The sequence below is a fragment of the Pseudomonas sp. ICMP 3272 genome (assembly GCF_001466905.1).
Lineage (GTDB): Bacteria > Pseudomonadota > Gammaproteobacteria > Pseudomonadales > Pseudomonadaceae > Aquipseudomonas > Aquipseudomonas amygdali.
This window is the reverse complement of record NZ_LKEK01000064.1, coordinates 122,882-140,046: the sequence shown is the minus strand read 5'-3', so window position 1 is coordinate 140,046 and position 17,165 is coordinate 122,882. Positions and strand designations below refer to the sequence as shown.

The window sequence follows — 17,165 nt, the reverse complement described above, 5'->3', positions numbered from 1 at the left end:
CGCCTTTATCAGGCGTGGGAGTCTTTCCACCATGCTGCGGCTTGTTCACCGATGACAGCGATAGGCTGCGATGCATCGACGATCAGCGTCAGCGGCTCGCCATAGGGCGGCTCAAGGGTTGCGAACTGGCTGTCCACCAGACTGGCAGGCATGAAATGCCCCGGCCGGTGCGAGCAACGTTCGGCGGCAAGTTCCTTGCTAAGTTCCAGGAAAACAAAACCCAGGCCGGGCACGGCATCGCGCAGACGCTGGCGATAGATAAGCTTGAGCGAGGAGCAGGTCAGCACAGGGTGCTCACCATTTGCCAGAGCAGCAGCCATCTCTTCGCCCAGGCGGGTCAACCAGCCAGCGCGGTCTTCATCGTTGAGAGGGGTTCCGGCGCTCATCTTTTCGATATTGGCCGGGGGGTGGAAAGCATCGCCTTCGATCAGGCGACCGCCGCTGTTGCGGGCGATCTCGGCACCGACGGCGCTTTTGCCGCAGCCAGAAACACCCATTACCACAAGGGCGGAAATAGCAGTATTCGCAGTTGTCACAGTAGGCACCTCATCTGGAGACAGCGCTGTCTTTGTCCGGTGGACATCAGGCTCAGCCCGGGCTGTTCCAGTTTTTGTCGTTGTTTTGGGCTCATCAATAAGCATTGGAGGCTGTTCTCCGCGGCGACCCTGACCGGGTGGCCCATGTGAAACCAGCGATAAAGCATTGTCACCTTCCATGAGACAGCGCTACCTTATGGGGCATTCGACACATTTGGCAACCCCTATGTTAGTTGGCAACGCATGATCCGCATTGGTTCCCGCTCTACTGGTCGCCCTACGCTCAATGAGGTGGCGAGGCTTGCCGCCGTGTCGCCGATCACGGCCTCCCGGGCGCTGCGCGGCGTTACCACCGTTGCGCCGGAGCTGGCGGAAAAGGTCCGCGCTGCGGCACAGACCTTGGGCTATGTCGCCAATCCTGCAGCCAGGGCGCTGGCCTCTTCCTGCAGCCAGACCGTCGTGGTGCTGGTGCCTTCGCTTTCCAACCAGTTGTTTATCGAGACGCTGGAGGCCATTCAGGAGGTGTTGCGTATCCGCGGTCTGGACGTGGTGATCGGCAACTATCACTACTCGCCCGACGAGGAAGAGAAACTGCTGCGCAACCATCTGGTCAATCGTCCGCGGGGTATTCTGCTGACCGGTTTCGACCACACCGCAGCGTCGCGCCAGATGCTTGAAACCAGCGGCGTACCTTGCGTACACATGATGGAACTCGACACTCGACTGGGTACCTATTGCGTCGGCTTCTCGCAACAGCAGGCCGGGGCCGAAGCCGCACGCCATCTGTTGGGCCGTGGTCGCCGTCGACTGGCTTACATGGCCGCTCAGCTCGACCCTCGCGTATTGCAGCGCGGGGCAGGGTTTCGCCAGGTGCTGGAGGAAGCCGGGCTGTTCGACCCCGAGCTGCAGGTCTCGACGCCTCAGTCGTCCTCGATTGGCCTGGGTGGTGAGTTGTTTGCCCGCCTGCTGGAGCAACATCCGGATGTCGACGGGGTTTTCTTCTGCAATGACGACCTCGCGCAGGGCGCGGCCCTTGAGGCTTTGCGTCTGGGCGTTGCCATTCCCGAACGCGTATCGCTGGTGGGCTTCAACGACCTGCCCGGTTCTGCCCACATGGTGCCGCGCCTGACCTCGATACGTACGCCCAGGGAGGAAGTCGGGCAGCGCGCGGCACAGCTGCTGCTGGGCTTGCTCGACGGTGTCACGCAGCATCCGCAGGTGGATCTGGGGTTTGAGTTGGTGGTACGGGAAAGCTCCTGAGACTTTCTTAGGGCCAGCCCTGCATGCTTTCCACCTGGCCATCACGCTGACCAGTGGTCGTTGCGCTACGGGCTTTCCCGCCGCCGGGCTGGAGTGCCCGACGGCCCTGTCCTGCAACCCTGCCGATACCCTCATTCGAACGGTTTCGGCGCGTCCGGACTGTTATTTCTGACAGTACCCATCCCCTCGTGTTGAGTATTCAATGACCCTACGTTTTTGGATCGGAGCGGCATAAGTGTCTTGGCCGCATCGTTGGATGACGGGGATATATCTTCTTATCTATTCCCCGTCCTGGCGGTCTTACAAGACCTATTGAAGGGTGAGAGAAATGCAAAAAAAAGCATCTCAAAACGTTAGAGCTCTGACTCACATTGCAGACCCGGTCGGTTCAGGAGTCCCTCTGGACATCGCCTGGTTGACCGGCATCATCCCGCTGGGCTTTGTACCCGCTGAGATCGTTATCAGTCCCGATGAAACTACGCTGTATGTCGCTCATGAGAGTGGCCGCGAAGTCAGCGTGGTCGACATCGCCAGTGCAAGCGTGGTTGGCAGTATCAAGCGGGCAGGCGCGGGTGCGATTACCCTGAGCCCCGATGGGAAACGGCTTTACACCATTGGCCAGAAGAGGTGCTACGTGGTGGACACGCGCTTGCGCGAGGTTATCAGGATACTTCCGGCTGCCAACGTCAACCGGATCCTGTGCAGCCCGGATGGCCGATTTATCTGCCTGTCCTTTCAGAATGCGCTTGGCGGGCTTATCCGCCTGATCGAGACCGAGAACTACACGGTCGAAAACGAGTTTGATCTGGGTGCCCTGACCAATGCGTCGCTGGCCCTCGGGATCAGCCCCCTGAATGACCGGTTTTACGCGACGATGCTGGTCGACCGGACGGCACCCACCGATGTCCTTGCGATCAGCAAGGTGGATTACCTGCAGCATGATATTCCCGGCTTTTCCGATCCGCGGTCGATGGCCTTCAGTTCCGATGGCGCCTGGCTGTATGTGGGCGGAATCGACGAGGTCTACATTATCGATGCCGCCACCAACAAAATGTTTTATCGGGAGAAGATAGGTACCCAGGGCTATCCGGTAAAAGTCATAGGCGTCACGCCGGATGAGCGCTATGTGTATGCGATCTACACCTGCAATTACGACGTCTACCGGATCGACACCGTGAAAGGAATCGCCACTTGTATCGCCTACTTTCCTTCGGTGGGCGGCGCGGCACTCAACAGGACCGGTACCTATATTTACTCCTCCCACCCGGACATGAGCTGGATTTCGATCTACAGGCTGTAGTTGCGCCTGCCAAACCTGCCACGGCCGATGACGCAGACGCAGTGGCCGGTTGTCTTTGTCATCGGGGGCTTGAACTGTCAGTCGGCGTTCAGCGCCGCGATGCCGGCCTTGGCCACTTGCGCATCCTGCTCGGCCTTGACGCCGGAAACACCCACCGCGCCGATCACCTGGCCGTCGACGATGACCGGCACGCCGCCTTCCAGCGAGGTCAGCAGCGGGGCGCTGAGAAATGCCGTACGCCCGCCGTTGACCATTTCTTCGTAACCTTTGGACTCACGTTTACCGAGTGCCGAGGTACGGGCTTTTTCGATCGAGATATAGCTGCTGATCGGCGACGCGTCGTCCAGTCGCTCGAACGCCAGCAGATGGCCGCCGTCATCAACGACAGCGATGGCCACAGCCCAGCCATTGGCCTGGGCCTCGTCGCGTGCGGCACCGAGCATCAGGCTCACTTCGGTCTGGGTAAGGACGGCTTTGATTTTCATGGGTTGCTCCGGAGCAGTGGTTATTGGATAGGAGTTCAGCGAGATTCTGGAGTGCCAAGCGCTTCGTCAATCAGCTCGATCCAGTGCCGCACCGCAGTTCGGTTGGCGCTGGCCAGGTGAGTCTGACAACCGATATTGGCGGTGGCGATGACCTGAGGCTTGCCGCTTTCCAGCGCGTTCATGCGGTTGTCGCGCAATTGACGGGCCAGGGCTGGCTGAGTGATTGAGTAGGTGCCAGCAGAGCCGCAGCATAAATGGCCGTCCGGCACCTGGGTCAGGTTGAAGCCTAGACGAGTCAGCACGCGTTCCACTTCACCACCGAGTTTCTGTGCGTGCTGCAAGGTACATGGGCAGTGGAACGCCAGTCGCGTGTCGACCCTAATGCCGAGGGTTTCCAGCGGCTCGTCACGCAGCACTTCGACCAGATCCTTTGTGCACGCACTGATGCGCTCGGCCTTGTCTGCATAGGCGGGGTCGTGGCGCAGCAAATGGCCGTAGTCCTTGACGAATGCACCGCAACCGCTGGCCGTCTGGATGAGGGCTTCGGCACCGCCTTCGAGCGCGGGCCACCAGGCGTCGATGTTGCGCCGCGCCCGGCCCAGACCTGCCTCCTGTGCATTCAGATGGTAATCCACGGCGCCGCAGCATCCGGCGTTGCCGACTGCAGTAATACCGATGCCCAGACGATCAAGCACCCGTGCCGTGGCAGCGTTGGTATTAGGTGACAGACCTGGCTGCACGCAACCTTCAAGCAGCAGCGCCTGACGTGCATGACGAGTGGACGGCCGAAGCCCGGCAGGATGGACTGTTGCAGGCAGTTTGATTGCCAGTGTCTGCGGCAACAAGGGCCTGAACTTCATGCCCATTCCGGTCAGCAAACGGAACAATCCGGCATTGGGAATTACCTGGCGCAGGCCTTCGCGCAGCAACCGCTGGCCAAGCGGGCGGGGCACCAGGGCCTCAACCGCTGCACGGCCGATGTCCAGCAGGTTGTGATAATCCACACCGGACGGGCAGGTGGTCTCGCAGTTGCGGCAGCTCAGGCAGCGGTCCAGGTGCAAGCGGGTTTTTTCGGTGACTTGCTGGCCTTCGAGCACCTGTTTGATCAGGTAGATTCTGCCGCGCGGGCCGTCCAGCTCATCACCCAACAGTTGATAGGTCGGGCAGGTAGCGTTGCAGAAACCGCAATGCACGCAACTGCGCAGGATGCGTTCGGCCTCTTCGGCGCGGGGCAGGGTTCTGGCGTGTTCACTCAATGTGGTCTGCATGCTTAAAACTCCGCGTACAGTCGGCCGGGGTTGAAAATGCCTTGCGGGTCGAGCCAGGCCTTGAGGGCCTGGTGGTAACGCAGTACAGGTGTGGCCAGCGGCTGGAACGGGCTGTCGACAACGCCCTGGCTGTAGCAGGTCGCATGCCCGCCAGCCGCCGTCGTGATCGCTCGAATGGTGTCGCCGTCTGCGTCGGATTTCAGCCAGCGTTGTGCGCCGCCCCAGTCGAGCAGTTGCTCGCCTGGCAGATCGAGCGTGGCACCGTCGGCAGGTACGCAGACCCGCCATAAAGGTCGCGGGTCCAGAAAAAAGGGCAGACGCTGCCCATTCAACTGCTGCCAGTACGCGCCATCGAACACTTCGCCACCGAGCCGCTCATGAGCTGCTGCCACCGAGCCTTCGCCGCCTTCAAGACGCAGGCGCAGTACTTGACCGTCGTGGCAGGCTGCGCTGATGGGCATCGGTTGCTGACCCCATTCGGCGAGGCGGGCCAGGGCTTGCGAGCTGTCCATCTGCAGCGCGATGCTGCTGCACAGACGCGGTTTGGGCAGCACCTTGAGCGACACCTCGGTCAGCACCCCAAGGCAGCCGAAACTGCCCGCCATCAGGCGTGAAACGTCATAGCCTGCAACGTTCTTCATGACTTCGCCGCCGAAGCGCAGATGCTTGCCAAGGCCGGTGATGACCCGGGTGCCCAGCACGAAATCACGCACCGACCCGCTCCAGGGGCGGCGCGGGCCCGACAATCCAGCGGCGACCATGCCACCGAGCGTTGCGCAGCCAAAATCGGGCGGCTCGCAGGGCAACGTCTGGCCTGCGGCGTCCAGCACCTGGATCAGCTCGCTCAGTGGCGTACCGGCACGGGCGGTGATCACCAGTTCTGTCGGGTCATAACTGACGATGCCACGGTGTTCGCGGGTATCGAGCACCTCGCCTGCTGCCTCACGGCCAAGAAAGGCCTTGCTGTTGCCACCCTGAATACGTAACGGCGTGCTGTCCCGCAGCGCTTGATCGACCCGCTCGAGCAGAGCCTGGCTGACGTCTTTGTCCATCTCGCTCATCAGAAGCGCTCCAGTTCGGGAAACGGCAATTGCCCGGCATGAATATGCATGGCACCGAATTCCGCGCAGCGATGCAGGGTCGGGATGTTCTTGCCGGGGTTGAGCAGGCCGCTGGCATCGAATGCGGCCTTGATGGCATGAAAAAAAGTCAGTTCGTCACTGTTGAACTGCGCGCACATCTGGTTGATCTTCTCGCGACCGACACCATGCTCGCCGGTGATGCTGCCGCCGACCTCGACGCACAGCTCAAGGATCTTGCCACCCAGCGCCTCGGCGCGCTCCAGTTCACCCGGTTGATTGGCATCGAACAGGATCAACGGGTGCATGTTGCCATCGCCAGCATGAAACACATTTGCCACGCGCAGGCCGTACTGCGCTGACAACTCCTTGATGCTGCGCAATACCCCTGGCAACTCGCGTCGCGGGATAGTGCCGTCCATGCAGTAGTAATCCGGTGACAGACGGCCCACGGCGGGGAAGGCGTTCTTGCGCCCGGCCCAGAAGCGCACCCGTTCGGCCTCGTCTTTCGCCTGACGCACTTCGGTAGCACCAGCCAGTGTCAATACCTCGCGAACCCTTTCGCAATCGGCGTGTACATCGGCTTCAACCCCGTCCAGCTCGCAAAGCAGGATGGCTTCTGCATCAACCGGATAGCCTGCATGAATGAAATCCTCGGCGGCGCGAATCGCCAGATTGTCCATCATCTCCAGCCCGCCGGGGATGATGCCAGCGGCAATGATATCGGCCACCGCTCTGCCTGCTTTTTCCACGGAATCGAACGCCGCCAGCAGCACTTTGGCCACCTGCGGCCTGGGCAACAGCTTGACCGTGACTTCGGTAATGACACCGAGCATGCCTTCGGAGCCGGTAAACAGTGCCAGCAAGTCGAAGCCCGGTGAGTCCAGCGTGTCGCTGCCCAGCGTCATGGGCTCGCCTTCGACGGTCAGTATCTCGACCTTGAGCAGGTTGTGCACGGTCAGTCCGTATTTGAGGCAATGCACGCCGCCCGCATTTTCTGCCACGTTACCGCCGATGGAACAGGCGATTTGCGAGGAAGGGTCGGGTGCGTAATACAGACCGTGGGGTGCCGCTGCCTGAGAAATGGCCAGGTTGCGTACGCCGGGCTGGACTCGTGCCAGACGAGCAGCCGGGTCGATAGCGAGGATCTGATTGAAGCGCGCCATCACCAGCAGCACGCCTTTTTCCAGCGGCAGTGCGCCCCCCGACAACCCGGTGCCCGCGCCGCGAGCGACCACCGGCACGCGACGCGCATGGCACAGTTTGAGCAGCGTCTGCACTTCTTCGACATGGCGTGGCAGCACCACCAGCATCGGCGTGGTGCGATAGGCCGATAACCCGTCGCACTCGTAGGGCCGAAGCTCTTCGGCGCGGTGCAGAATGTCCAGGTCGGGCAGTTGGCGTCGTAGCTCATACAGCAATTGCTGCTTGTCGACCGCGGGCAGCACGCCGTCGATGCGTTCGTCATAAAGAATATTCATGCAGGCACCCAGCGTTGTTTTTATCGGGTTAATGCATCCTAGCTCATTCAGCACAAGGCTTGAGTTGACAGCGTCAGGCGGATCGCGCAATTTACGCATTACGTAATGTGGTTACGAAAATAATAAACACAGCACCCGTGCGTCAGGCAGGCGACTTCCGTGGACCTATTCACTTACTACCGCTCGACCTCAAGTTACCGTGTGCGTATTGCGCTGGCCCTAAAAGGGCTGGATTACGCTGCGATCCCGGTCAACCTGCTGCTTGATGGCGGCGAGCAGCGCACACCCGGCTACAAGGCGGTCAACCCGCAGGGCAGGGTGCCTGCATTGAGGCTGGACGATGGCGTGGTCATCACCCAGTCACTGGCGATCATTGAATATCTGGAAGAGTGCTACCCGCAGCCTGCGTTACTGGCGCAGGATGCCGTTCTGCGTGCTCGCCAGCGGGCCGTTGCGGCGCTGGTCGGCTGTGACATTCACCCCTTGCACAACGTTTCGGTACTCAACCGGTTACGCGGTCTGGGTCACGACGAACCCGCTATTCTGAGCTGGATCGAGCACTGGATCGGCGAAGGTTTGCAGGCCGTCGAGCAGTTGATCGAAAAGGACGGTTTCTGTTTTGGTACGAGCCCCGGCCTTGCGGATATTTATCTGTTACCACAGCTGTATGCAGCCCATCGCTACAACGTCGAACTGAGTACATACCCGCGTATTCAGCGGGTCGAGCGTCTGGCCATGCAACATCCGGCCTTTCAACAGGCACACCCTGATGCACAATCGGACAAGCCGGAGTAGGCTGCCCTCATGAAGATTCTTGGTCTGCAACTGATATTCGGTGATTTTCTCGCGCGCAGCGTGCGGGGGATCCCGTGTGCGCCGCCCGCAGGACAGTGATTGCGCTGGTTTAACCACTCTCACTTTCCTGCAAGGAGCCAGTCATGGCTGATCTCTACGAAAACCCCATGGGCCTGATGGGCTTTGAATTCATCGAATTCGCGTCACCGACTCCCAACAGCCTGGAGCCTGTGTTTCAGATGATGGGTTTCACCAAAGTCGCGACCCATCGTTCCAAGGACGTGACCCTGTATCGTCAGGGCGCGATCAACCTGATCCTCAACAATGAACCGCATAGCCTGGCCTCATACTTTGCCGCCGAACATGGCCCTTCGGTATGCGGCATGGCGTTCCGCGTGAAAGACGCGCAAAAGGCCTACAACCGGGCACTCGAACTGGGTGCACAACCGCTGGAAATCGCCACCGGCCCCATGGAATTGCGCTTGCCCGCCATCAAGGGCATCGGTGGCGCGCCGCTGTACCTGATCGACCGTTTCGGTGAAGGCACGTCGATCTACGACATCGACTTCAACTTCATTGACGGCGTCGACCACCACCCGGTCGGTGCCGGCCTTAAATTCATCGATCACCTGACCCACAACGTGTATCGCGGTCGCATGGCGTACTGGGCCGGGTTCTATGAAAAGCTGTTCAACTTCCGCGAGCTGCGCTATTTCGACATCAAGGGCGAATACACCGGCCTGACCTCCAAGGCCATGACCGCCCCGGATGGCATGATCCGCATTCCCCTGAACGAAGAGTCGTCCAAGGGCGCCGGGCAGATCGAAGAGTTCCTGATGCAGTTCAACGGCGAAGGCATTCAGCATGTAGCGTTCTTTACCGATGACCTGATCAAGACCTGGGACGCGCTGAAGGAAACCGGCATGCGTTTCATGACGGCGCCGCCGGATACTTACTACGAAATGCTTCAGGGAAGACTGCCCGATCACGGTGAGCCGGAGGCCGAGCTCAAGTCACGCGGTATTCTGCTCGATGGCTCTTCCGAAGGCGGCGAGCGTCGCTTGCTGTTGCAGATATTCTCCGCAACGCTGATGGGCCCGGTGTTTTTCGAATTCATTCAGCGCAAGGGCGACGACGGGTTTGGCGAAGGCAACTTCAAGGCGCTGTTCGAATCCATCGAGCGTGACCAGATACAGCGTGGTGTACTGACGCCGGATTGAGCGATAACCGGAAGTGTCCGCCTTGCGATCAGACGAGCCTGCTCAGGCTCGTTCTGAGTCATTTGTGCTTGAGCACGTCAGCCTGCCGATTGAGAGACGAGATATAACGCTCGGTAAATTCATGCGCCGGCATGGGACGACCATACAAATAGCCCTGACCCTCGTCGCACACATAATGGCGCATCAGACTTTCCTGCTCGCGGGTTTCTATGCCTTCTGCCGTGACCTGGAGATTGAAGCCGTTCGCCAGCCTGATAACGGCCTCAATGATGACTTCGTCTTTCTTGCTGCGCTCCACGCCACTTACGAATGAGCGGTCAATTTTCAGCCGTGTCACCGGATAGTCTTTCAGCAGGCTCAGGGACGCATAGCCGGTACCGAAATCGTCGAATGCAATGCCCACACCCAATGAGCGAAGGTGGCGCAGCGGTTCCATGATGCGCTGTTCGTTTCGCAGGATGATGTTTTCCGTGATCTCCAGCTCGAGAGCGTGTGCCGGCAAGGAAAAGTCTTCAAGCGCACTTTCAACCATTTCGGCAAAGTCACGCATGCGAAACTGCGCGGCGAACAGGTTGACGCCGATGCGGAATTCGTCACAGCCGGTATTTCTCCATTGCGCTGCCTGCTCACAGGCTGAACGCAGGATCCATTCGCCCACCGGCACCGCAAGAAGACCTGCTTCCAGTGCAGGTAGAAAAACCGCTGGGGACACCACACCCAGTGTCGGATGGTTCCAGCGAATAAGGGCTTCGGCTCCGGTAATACGACCGTCCGCAAGGCGTACCTGAGGCTGATAGTACAGCTCGAACTCTTTGTTGGCCCACGCCTGACGCATCGATGAGCTGAGCGCGCCTCTTCTTGACGCGGTCTGTCGATGCTCGGAGGTGAAGGTGCGAACAAGGGAACGTCCGTCAGACTTGGCCTGGTAGAGCGCCAGATCCGCATTGCCGAGCATTTGCTCCTCGTCGTAGTCGCAGCCGGATCTTACGGAGACGCCGATGCTGGCACCGATGTAGATTGAATTGTCTTCAAACTCAATCGGCTCCTCGATGACCGCGATGAGCTCTAGGCCCAGCCTGGTCGCGTTGTCAGGGTCTGCCGTGTCTGACAGGAACACGACAAACTCATCGCCGCCCAGACGCGCGACCATATGGCTGGCCGAGACGTTTTCGCGAAGACGAAGAGAGGTCACCTGGAGCACAAAATCCCCCGCAGCGTGGCCCAGCGTGTCGTTGACGTCTTTGAAACCGTCCAGATCGATCAGCAGGATAGCTGCTGGCAGCTGCGCATCGCACGCCTCCTTGATCCGCCTTTTGAGTGTCGATCGATTGGCAAGCCCGGTCAGATGATCGTATTCAGCCGCATGCTTGAGTAATTTGTCCGCCTCGACACGCTGGGTGACGTCACGAATGATCGCTCCGAATTGTGGCTCGCCGGCATACGTCCATTGTGAGAGCGAGAGCTCGATGGGGATTGTATGACCGTCGCGATGGATGGCCGTCAGGTTGATGGATTTTCCGATAATGGAGGCCGGGCCGCCTGCAGACACCCTCGACAGACCTGCATGATGTCTGGAGCGCATTTCGGGCGGAATAATGATATCGAGAGGCTTTCCCATGGCGTCCTCGGATCGATGCCCGAAAATGAGCTCGGCCGAGTTGTTCCATGAGATGATCCGGTTTTTGCTGTCCGAGCAGATAATCGCGTCGGGTGAAGTCGAGGTGATATTCATGAAGCGGGCGTGGCTGTCTTCATTCTCGAGCGCGAGCCGACGCAATTCCATTCTTTCGATGACCATGACCGCCAGGTCCTGAAGAATCAGTTGGTCTCGCTCCGAGAAGGTCTCCCGAGGTTTATTGTCGATCAGGCACAGGCTGCCCAGCACATGACCGCTGGCGGTTATCAGCGGCGCCCCGGCATAAAAGCGAATATAGGGGGCGCCTACCACCAGAGCGTTTGAGCTGAATCTCTCATCCTGCAATGCATCAGGCACCAGAAAAACGTTACGGCCCATGAGCGCAAAATTACAGAATGAGACGTCACGGCCCGTTTCGCAGACATCGAGGCCGATACGCGCCTTGAAGAATTGCCGATCGCGATGAACCAGCGAAATCAGCACAATGGGCACATCGAAAATCCGCGATGCCATTTGCACGATCTGATCGTATTCGTGCTCAGGTGGGGTATCCATCAACGAAAAAGCATTCAAGATACGAATACGTTCTTCGTCATCATCGCCGACCGGGTAAGTGTTCATTTGAGGCTATCGCGATAAGCTGATCGCAGCTGAAACACGAAGCGACCGATGTGCAAGGCCGCTGTGCCGGTTGCGGTGACAGCACCGTGCCAGCATGCGCTTGAGCCACGCCGGAAAAGCAACGTTCGATACATTGGCATTGGAGCACCTCTCACAGTAGCGTATCGGCAGCTGTTTTCGGACAGCTCAGAAGCTGTATCGTCAAAAAGCCGGATACCTGTAATGACTTCTTGAGCAACTAGCCTGCGGGGCATTCATTCAACTAAGCCCCGCGTGACCTCGGTGTAACAACGTATTCGGGTTAGTGGCGCTAAGGTATGGAAACTGCATGGCGGGTTTCACTGCCAATTTGATGACAACCCTATGAAACGGCTTTCCTTTATTTCGACGAGGCTTACACCTTCGGCGCTCAGCAAAGCGTTGATCGGCTTCATTGCCCTGGTCTGTCTATCGCTGACCCTGGCTACCGTCTGGCAGATGAATCAGTCGAAGCTCGAGCGCGCGGCCACCGCCAGGATTGCGGTGTCCAATATCGTGCTTGCCGCTGAGCAGCAGGCTCAAGACACCCTGCAACAGACTGACAATACGCTGCGTGACCTTGTCGAGCGTGTGGAACAGGACGGGGTCGCAGGCCAGCAGCAAAGCCGCTTGACCAGGCTGATGGCTCAAGACCTGATAAACGTCAAAGGGCTTCAGGGGCTGTTCATCTACGATGCTCAGGGCAACTGGGTCGCCAATTCCTTTGCCAATGGCGTGCACACCAGAAACAACCAAGACCGCGATTACTTCATTTACCATCGCGATAACCCTGACCCGTCCATTCATGTAGGGTCTATCGTAGAAAGCCGTAATACCGGGGACATGGTCATCCCGGTCAGTCGGCGTATCAATGCTGCGGATGGCAGTTTTGCTGGCGTTGCACTGGCCACCGTACCGGTGGCTTATTTCCAGGCGTTTTTCCAGCGCATGGATGTAGACGACAAGGGGGTGATCTTTCTCGCTCTGAACAATGGTGACCTGCTGGCGCGACGCCCCACATTAACCGCACTGATGACCACCAATGTCGCCAAGGGCGATATCTTCACTCGCTATCTGCCCTACAGCGACAGCGGCACCGCGGTGATCAACTCCGTGGTGGACGGGGTGGAAAGGATCTACGCCTATCGGCGGGTGTCCGGGTTGCCGATCGTCGCCGCTGCAGGCGTCTCCTGTCAGCATGTGTTCGCGCCCTGGTGGGCCTATGCACACCGGTCCATGACCATCACCGGCATTATTATCCTTGCGCTGGTTTTGCTTGGCGTCCTGCTGTACCGGCAAATCCAGCAGTTGATCAATGCGGAAGGTGAACTGAACATCGCCAGGAACGAGCTGGAGATCATCGCTCACACGGACAGCCTCACGCACCTGGCCAATCGACGCTGCTTCGATGCGGCCTTGCAGCAGGAGTGGGGGCGGGCGAGCCGGAATACTGCAACTATCGCGATCATTCTGCTGGATATTGACTGGTTCAAACAATACAACGACACCTACGGTCATCTGCAGGGAGACGACTGCCTGAAGCAAGTGGCTGGGCTCATAGGCAACAGTCTTGACCGGGCTGGGGATATCGCGGCACGTTACGGCGGCGAAGAGTTTGTCATTCTGCTGCCTGAAACCGACCTGGCAGGGGCGCTGAAGATCGCGGAAAAAATCAGATCATCCGTTGAAACCACTCGTATAGAGCACTCGGCCAGCCCGCTGGGCAAACTGACCATAAGCTCGGGCGTGGTGTCGATCAACGCAGCAGAGAAGGATGGACATACCGCCGCGTTGGCGGAAGTGGATCGGTTGCTTTACCTGGCCAAAACCAAAGGGCGTAACCGCGTCGAAGGTCGGCTGATTCACGGCTGGCATGGAGCGAGCCATTTTGCCAGGGTATCAACCGCCTCTTCCTGAGTCAGTCTGACGGACGGCTACCGCCCATACGCTCGCTGATGGCCTGCGCCGTTTGCAAAAGCCGCCTGGCCGCCAGATTCTGCGTCTCGTCGTTCAACACCGATCCCGGCCCAACCACGGTGATCACGCCTACCAGCTTGTTGCCCATGGCGAACAGCGGCGAAGAGGCTGCGTTTATGCCCGGCATCAGCAAGCCCTGAATCTGGTGGACGCCCGTCGTACGGATCTGCTCGATATGCAGCTTGACGTCGCGCAACTGGTCGGCACTCAGCAAAGGCATTTCCTGCTCGCGAAGCGCAGCGGTTTCGCGCTCGTTCAGAAAGCTGTCGAACACCAGGCCGGTAGACGAGCCGAGCAACGGCAGCACCGAGCCGATCTGCGTCACCAGCGTCACTGCGCCCATCGACGCTTCGACATACACCACGGTCGGCCCTTTGTTGCCCCATACCGCCAGGAAGCAGGTCTGGTTCAATTCATCACGCAGGCTGGCCAGCCAAGGTGCCGATACTTTCAGCACATCCAGCTTGCCGAGTGAGGCCAGCCCGACCTGCAACGCTTCGCGCCCCAGCTCGTAGTGATTGTTGACAGCATCCTGTTCGGCAAAGCCACTGGCAATCAGCGCCTGTAGATAACGATGAACCTTGCTGGCAGGCATGCCCAGATGCTCGGCGAGTTTCGACAGGGAAGTGGAGGGCGACAGTTCGGCCAGCGCCTTGAGCACGCCCAGCCCAACTTCGGCGGCCTGAACCTTTTGCTGACGTCCGCCTGTCGGGCTTTCGATGTCCTGGGTCATGGGTGCTGTGCGCCGATCGGGAAAGGCAGCTTTATAGCTTGACCGGCTGGCAAACTCAAATTACGTTATGCGTAATCGTTTTACGTTAAATGATGTTTCACCCGTCTCTGCCCGACCCCATAACAACAAGAGGTCCAGATGGCTATTCACTCCCGTTCCGACGCATTGGCTTATCAGTCGGGTTTTGGCAACCAGTTCAGCAGCGAGGCACTGCCCGGAGCATTGCCGATTGGCCAGAACTCTCCGCAGAAACACCCGCTGGGGCTGTATGCCGAGCAGTTCTCGGGTACTGCCTTCACGGTCGCGCGCAGCGAAGCCCGGCGTACCTGGTTGTATCGCATCAAACCTTCGGCGGCCCATCCGCGTTACCAACGCATGGGTCGGCAGATCGCCGGTCAGGAGCAGGGCCCGATCAACCCCAACCGGCTGCGCTGGAACGCCTTCGATATCCCCGCCGAGCCTGTCGATTTCATTGACGGCCTGATCCCCTTGGCCAGTACCTCGGCGGCGGATCAGGCAGACGGTGTGAGCGTTTACGTATACGCAGCCAACACTTCGATGCAGCGTGCGTTTTTCAGCGCCGATGGCGAATGGTTGATTGTGCCGCAACAGGGGCGACTCAGAATCATCACCGAATTAGGTCTGCTGGACATCGAACCGCTGGAAATCGCCGTACTGCCGCGAGGCATGAAGTTTCGCGTGCAACTGCTCGACAGCAGCGCCCGTGGTTACATCTGCGAGAACCACGGGTGCGCCTTGCGCCTTCCGGAGCTTGGCCCGATCGGCAGCAACGGGCTGGCCAACCCGCGTGATTTTCTGACGCCGGTGGCCTGGTTTGAGGACAATCAGCAACCGATGGAGCTGGTGCAGAAGTTCCTCGGTGAACTGTGGTCGACACACCTGGAGCATTCACCCTTTGATGTGGTGGGCTGGCACGGCAACAACGTTGCGTACAAGTATGATCTGCGGCGTTTCAACACCATCGGCACGGTCAGTTACGATCACCCGGACCCGTCGATTTTCACTGTGCTGACTTCACCAGGGGCAACCCACGGCCAGGCCAATATCGATTTCGTGATCTTCCCGCCGCGCTGGATGGTGGCGGAAAACACCTTTCGCCCGCCATGGTTCCACCGCAACCTGATGAACGAATTCATGGGCCTGATCGATGGCGCCTACGACGCCAAGGCTGAAGGCTTCATGCCCGGGGGCGCCTCGCTGCACAACTGCATGAGCGCGCACGGTCCGGATAATGTCACGGCAGAAAAGGCCATTACTGCCGAGCTGAAACCGCACAAAATCGAAAACACCATGGCCTTCATGTTCGAGACCGGCAAGGTATTGCGCCCCAGCCGCCACGCGCTTGGCTGCCCGCAACTGCAAGCCGATTACGATGCCTGCTGGAACGACATGACCAGGACATTCAACAAGGAACCGCGCCAATGACTGGTTCTCTTAATCGTCGCAGTTGGGTGGCATCGGCCAACGAGCACGCTGATTTTCCGTTGCAGAACCTGCCGCTGGGCGTGTTCAGCCACGGCGCTACCGGACCGCGTGGTGGCGTGGCGATTGGCGATCTGATTGTCGATCTGCGCGCAGCGACAGCCGCGGGTTTTTTTCACGGGCAGGCCGCCGAGGCTGCCGAAGTGGCCAGCCGCGATCAGCTCAACGATTTTTTTGCGCTGGGCGCGCCAGCCCGTCAGGCATTGCGCAGCGCATTGTTGCAACTGCTGGATGCGGACAACCCGCAACGTGACAGTGTGCAGGCGGTTGCAGGTTTGCTGCTGCCGATGAGCGAGTGCAGCCTGCACATGCCGGCGCGAGTAGGTGATTATTCTGACTTCTACGTCGGTATTCATCATGCGCTGAACGTCGGCAAGCTGTTCCGTCCGGACAACCCGCTGCTGCCCAACTACAAATATGTGCCGATTGGCTACCACGGCCGGGCATCGACCCTCTGCACATCCGGTACGCCGGTCCGGCGGCCCAATGGGCAGACCCTTGCGCCGGGTCAGGACGTTCCGGTTTTCGGTCCCTGCAAACGCCTGGATTACGAACTGGAGCTGGGTGTGTGGATCGGGCCGGGGAATGCGCAGGGCGATGCCATCGCGATTGACCGGGCCGCGGAGCACATCGCCGGGTTCTGCCTGCTCAACGACTGGTCGGCGCGTGACATTCAAGCGTGGGAATACCAGCCGCTGGGTCCGTTTCTGTCCAAGAGTTTTGCCACGACGATCTCGCCCTGGGTGGTAACCGCCGAAGCGTTGATACCCTTTCGCAGCGCTCAGCCAGCGCGTCCGGAGGGTGATCCTCAGCCGCTGCCGTACCTGCTTGATCAGAATGATCAGCAGGGTGGCGCGCTGGACATCGAACTGGAAGTGCTGCTGCTCACCGCGCAGATGAAGGCCGAGGGGTTGAAGCCTTACCGGCTGGGTCTGAGCAATTCGCTGAACATGTACTGGACCGTGGCGCAGATGGTCGCGCACCACAGCGTCAACGGCTGCAAGCTGCAACCGGGCGACCTGCTCGGCACCGGTACGCTTTCCGGCCCTCAGGCAGGTCAGCACGGCAGCCTGCTGGAGATGACCGCAGGCGGCAAGCAGTCAGTGGCGTTGCCCAACGGTGAAAAGCGCATATTCCTGGAAGCCGGCGACGAAGTGATCCTGCGTGCCCGTTGTCATCGGGAAGGGCAGGTGTCGATTGGCTTTGGCGAATGCCGGGGCGTCGTGCTCGACTGAAAAAATGAATCAGAAGCG

The 17,165-nt window shown here is 59.4% G+C and carries 14 protein-coding genes; 7 read left to right on the top strand and 7 right to left on the bottom strand.

The annotated features are described in order from the left end of the window. Positions 1 to 8 precede the first annotated feature (8 nt). Positions 9 to 497, bottom strand: a complete 489-nt coding sequence (locus tag AO068_RS18340) for a gluconokinase (RefSeq protein WP_058400965.1) — start codon at positions 495 to 497, stop codon at positions 9 to 11. A 282-nt stretch (positions 498 to 779) separates the two neighbouring features. Between AO068_RS18340 and AO068_RS18335 the strand changes: the two genes are divergently transcribed. Both AO068_RS18335 and AO068_RS18330 read left to right on the top strand, forming a co-directional pair. Beyond that, the gene (locus AO068_RS18335) at positions 780 to 1,796 is read left to right on the top strand and encodes a LacI family DNA-binding transcriptional regulator (protein WP_058400966.1); all 1,017 of its coding nucleotides are present in this window, start codon (positions 780 to 782) and stop codon (positions 1,794 to 1,796) included. Positions 1,797 to 2,124: 328 nt separating this feature from the next. Beyond that, positions 2,125 to 3,096, top strand: a complete 972-nt coding sequence (locus tag AO068_RS18330; RefSeq protein ID WP_058409074.1) for a WD40 repeat domain-containing protein — start codon at positions 2,125 to 2,127, stop codon at positions 3,094 to 3,096. Positions 3,097 to 3,173: 77 nt separating this feature from the next. Here the strand turns inward: AO068_RS18330 and AO068_RS18325 are convergent, their stop codons facing one another. The 4 genes from AO068_RS18325 to glcD are packed head-to-tail and all read right to left on the bottom strand — an operon-like array spanning position 3,174 to position 7,409. After that, on the bottom strand, positions 3,174 to 3,581 hold the full coding sequence (locus AO068_RS18325; RefSeq protein ID WP_002554153.1) for a heme-binding protein: 408 nt from the start codon (positions 3,579 to 3,581) through the stop codon (positions 3,174 to 3,176). A 35-nt stretch (positions 3,582 to 3,616) separates the two neighbouring features. Next, positions 3,617 to 4,849 (bottom strand): glycolate oxidase subunit GlcF, encoded by a 1,233-nt coding sequence (gene glcF / locus AO068_RS18320; RefSeq protein WP_058409073.1) that lies wholly within the window; start codon positions 4,847 to 4,849, stop codon positions 3,617 to 3,619. 2 nt (positions 4,850 to 4,851) lie between these two features. Next, on the bottom strand, positions 4,852 to 5,910 hold the full coding sequence (gene glcE, locus AO068_RS18315; RefSeq protein ID WP_058409072.1) for a glycolate oxidase subunit GlcE: 1,059 nt from the start codon (positions 5,908 to 5,910) through the stop codon (positions 4,852 to 4,854). After that, the gene (gene glcD / locus AO068_RS18310; RefSeq protein ID WP_058409071.1) at positions 5,910 to 7,409 is read right to left on the bottom strand and encodes a glycolate oxidase subunit GlcD; all 1,500 of its coding nucleotides are present in this window, start codon (positions 7,407 to 7,409) and stop codon (positions 5,910 to 5,912) included. Before glcD ends, glcE begins: the two co-directional genes overlap by 1 nt. A 159-nt stretch (positions 7,410 to 7,568) precedes the next feature. On the opposite strand from glcD, the gene maiA reads away from it, so the two are divergent. Continuing rightward, positions 7,569 to 8,204 (top strand): maleylacetoacetate isomerase, encoded by a 636-nt coding sequence (maiA, locus tag AO068_RS18305; protein WP_058409070.1) that lies wholly within the window; start codon positions 7,569 to 7,571, stop codon positions 8,202 to 8,204. A gap of 143 nt (positions 8,205 to 8,347) precedes the next feature. Next, entirely contained in the window at positions 8,348 to 9,424 is a 1,077-nt protein-coding gene (gene hppD / locus AO068_RS18300; protein ID WP_058409069.1) for a 4-hydroxyphenylpyruvate dioxygenase, read from the top strand. 58 nt (positions 9,425 to 9,482) lie between these two features. On the opposite strand, the gene AO068_RS18295 is transcribed toward hppD, so the two are convergent. Further along, on the bottom strand, positions 9,483 to 11,681 hold the full coding sequence (locus tag AO068_RS18295; protein ID WP_058409068.1) for a putative bifunctional diguanylate cyclase/phosphodiesterase: 2,199 nt from the start codon (positions 11,679 to 11,681) through the stop codon (positions 9,483 to 9,485). A gap of 363 nt (positions 11,682 to 12,044) precedes the next feature. On the opposite strand from AO068_RS18295, the gene AO068_RS18290 reads away from it, so the two are divergent. Beyond that, on the top strand, positions 12,045 to 13,616 hold the full coding sequence (locus tag AO068_RS18290) for a sensor domain-containing diguanylate cyclase (RefSeq protein ID WP_058409067.1): 1,572 nt from the start codon (positions 12,045 to 12,047) through the stop codon (positions 13,614 to 13,616). Position 13,617: 1 nt separating this feature from the next. Here AO068_RS18290 and AO068_RS18285 read toward each other — a convergent pair whose 3' ends face one another. Next, entirely contained in the window at positions 13,618 to 14,409 is a 792-nt protein-coding gene (locus tag AO068_RS18285) for an IclR family transcriptional regulator (protein WP_058400975.1), read from the bottom strand. A 138-nt stretch (positions 14,410 to 14,547) separates the two neighbouring features. On the opposite strand from AO068_RS18285, the gene hmgA reads away from it, so the two are divergent. Continuing rightward, positions 14,548 to 15,855, top strand: a complete 1,308-nt coding sequence (gene hmgA / locus AO068_RS18280) for a homogentisate 1,2-dioxygenase (RefSeq protein ID WP_058409066.1) — start codon at positions 14,548 to 14,550, stop codon at positions 15,853 to 15,855. Then, positions 15,852 to 17,147 carry a fumarylacetoacetase gene (gene fahA, locus AO068_RS18275; RefSeq protein WP_058409065.1) on the top strand — a complete coding sequence of 432 codons (1,296 nt, stop codon included), beginning with the start codon at positions 15,852 to 15,854 and terminating at the stop codon, positions 17,145 to 17,147. Before hmgA ends, fahA begins: the two co-directional genes overlap by 4 nt. Positions 17,148 to 17,165: the final 18 nt, after the last annotated feature.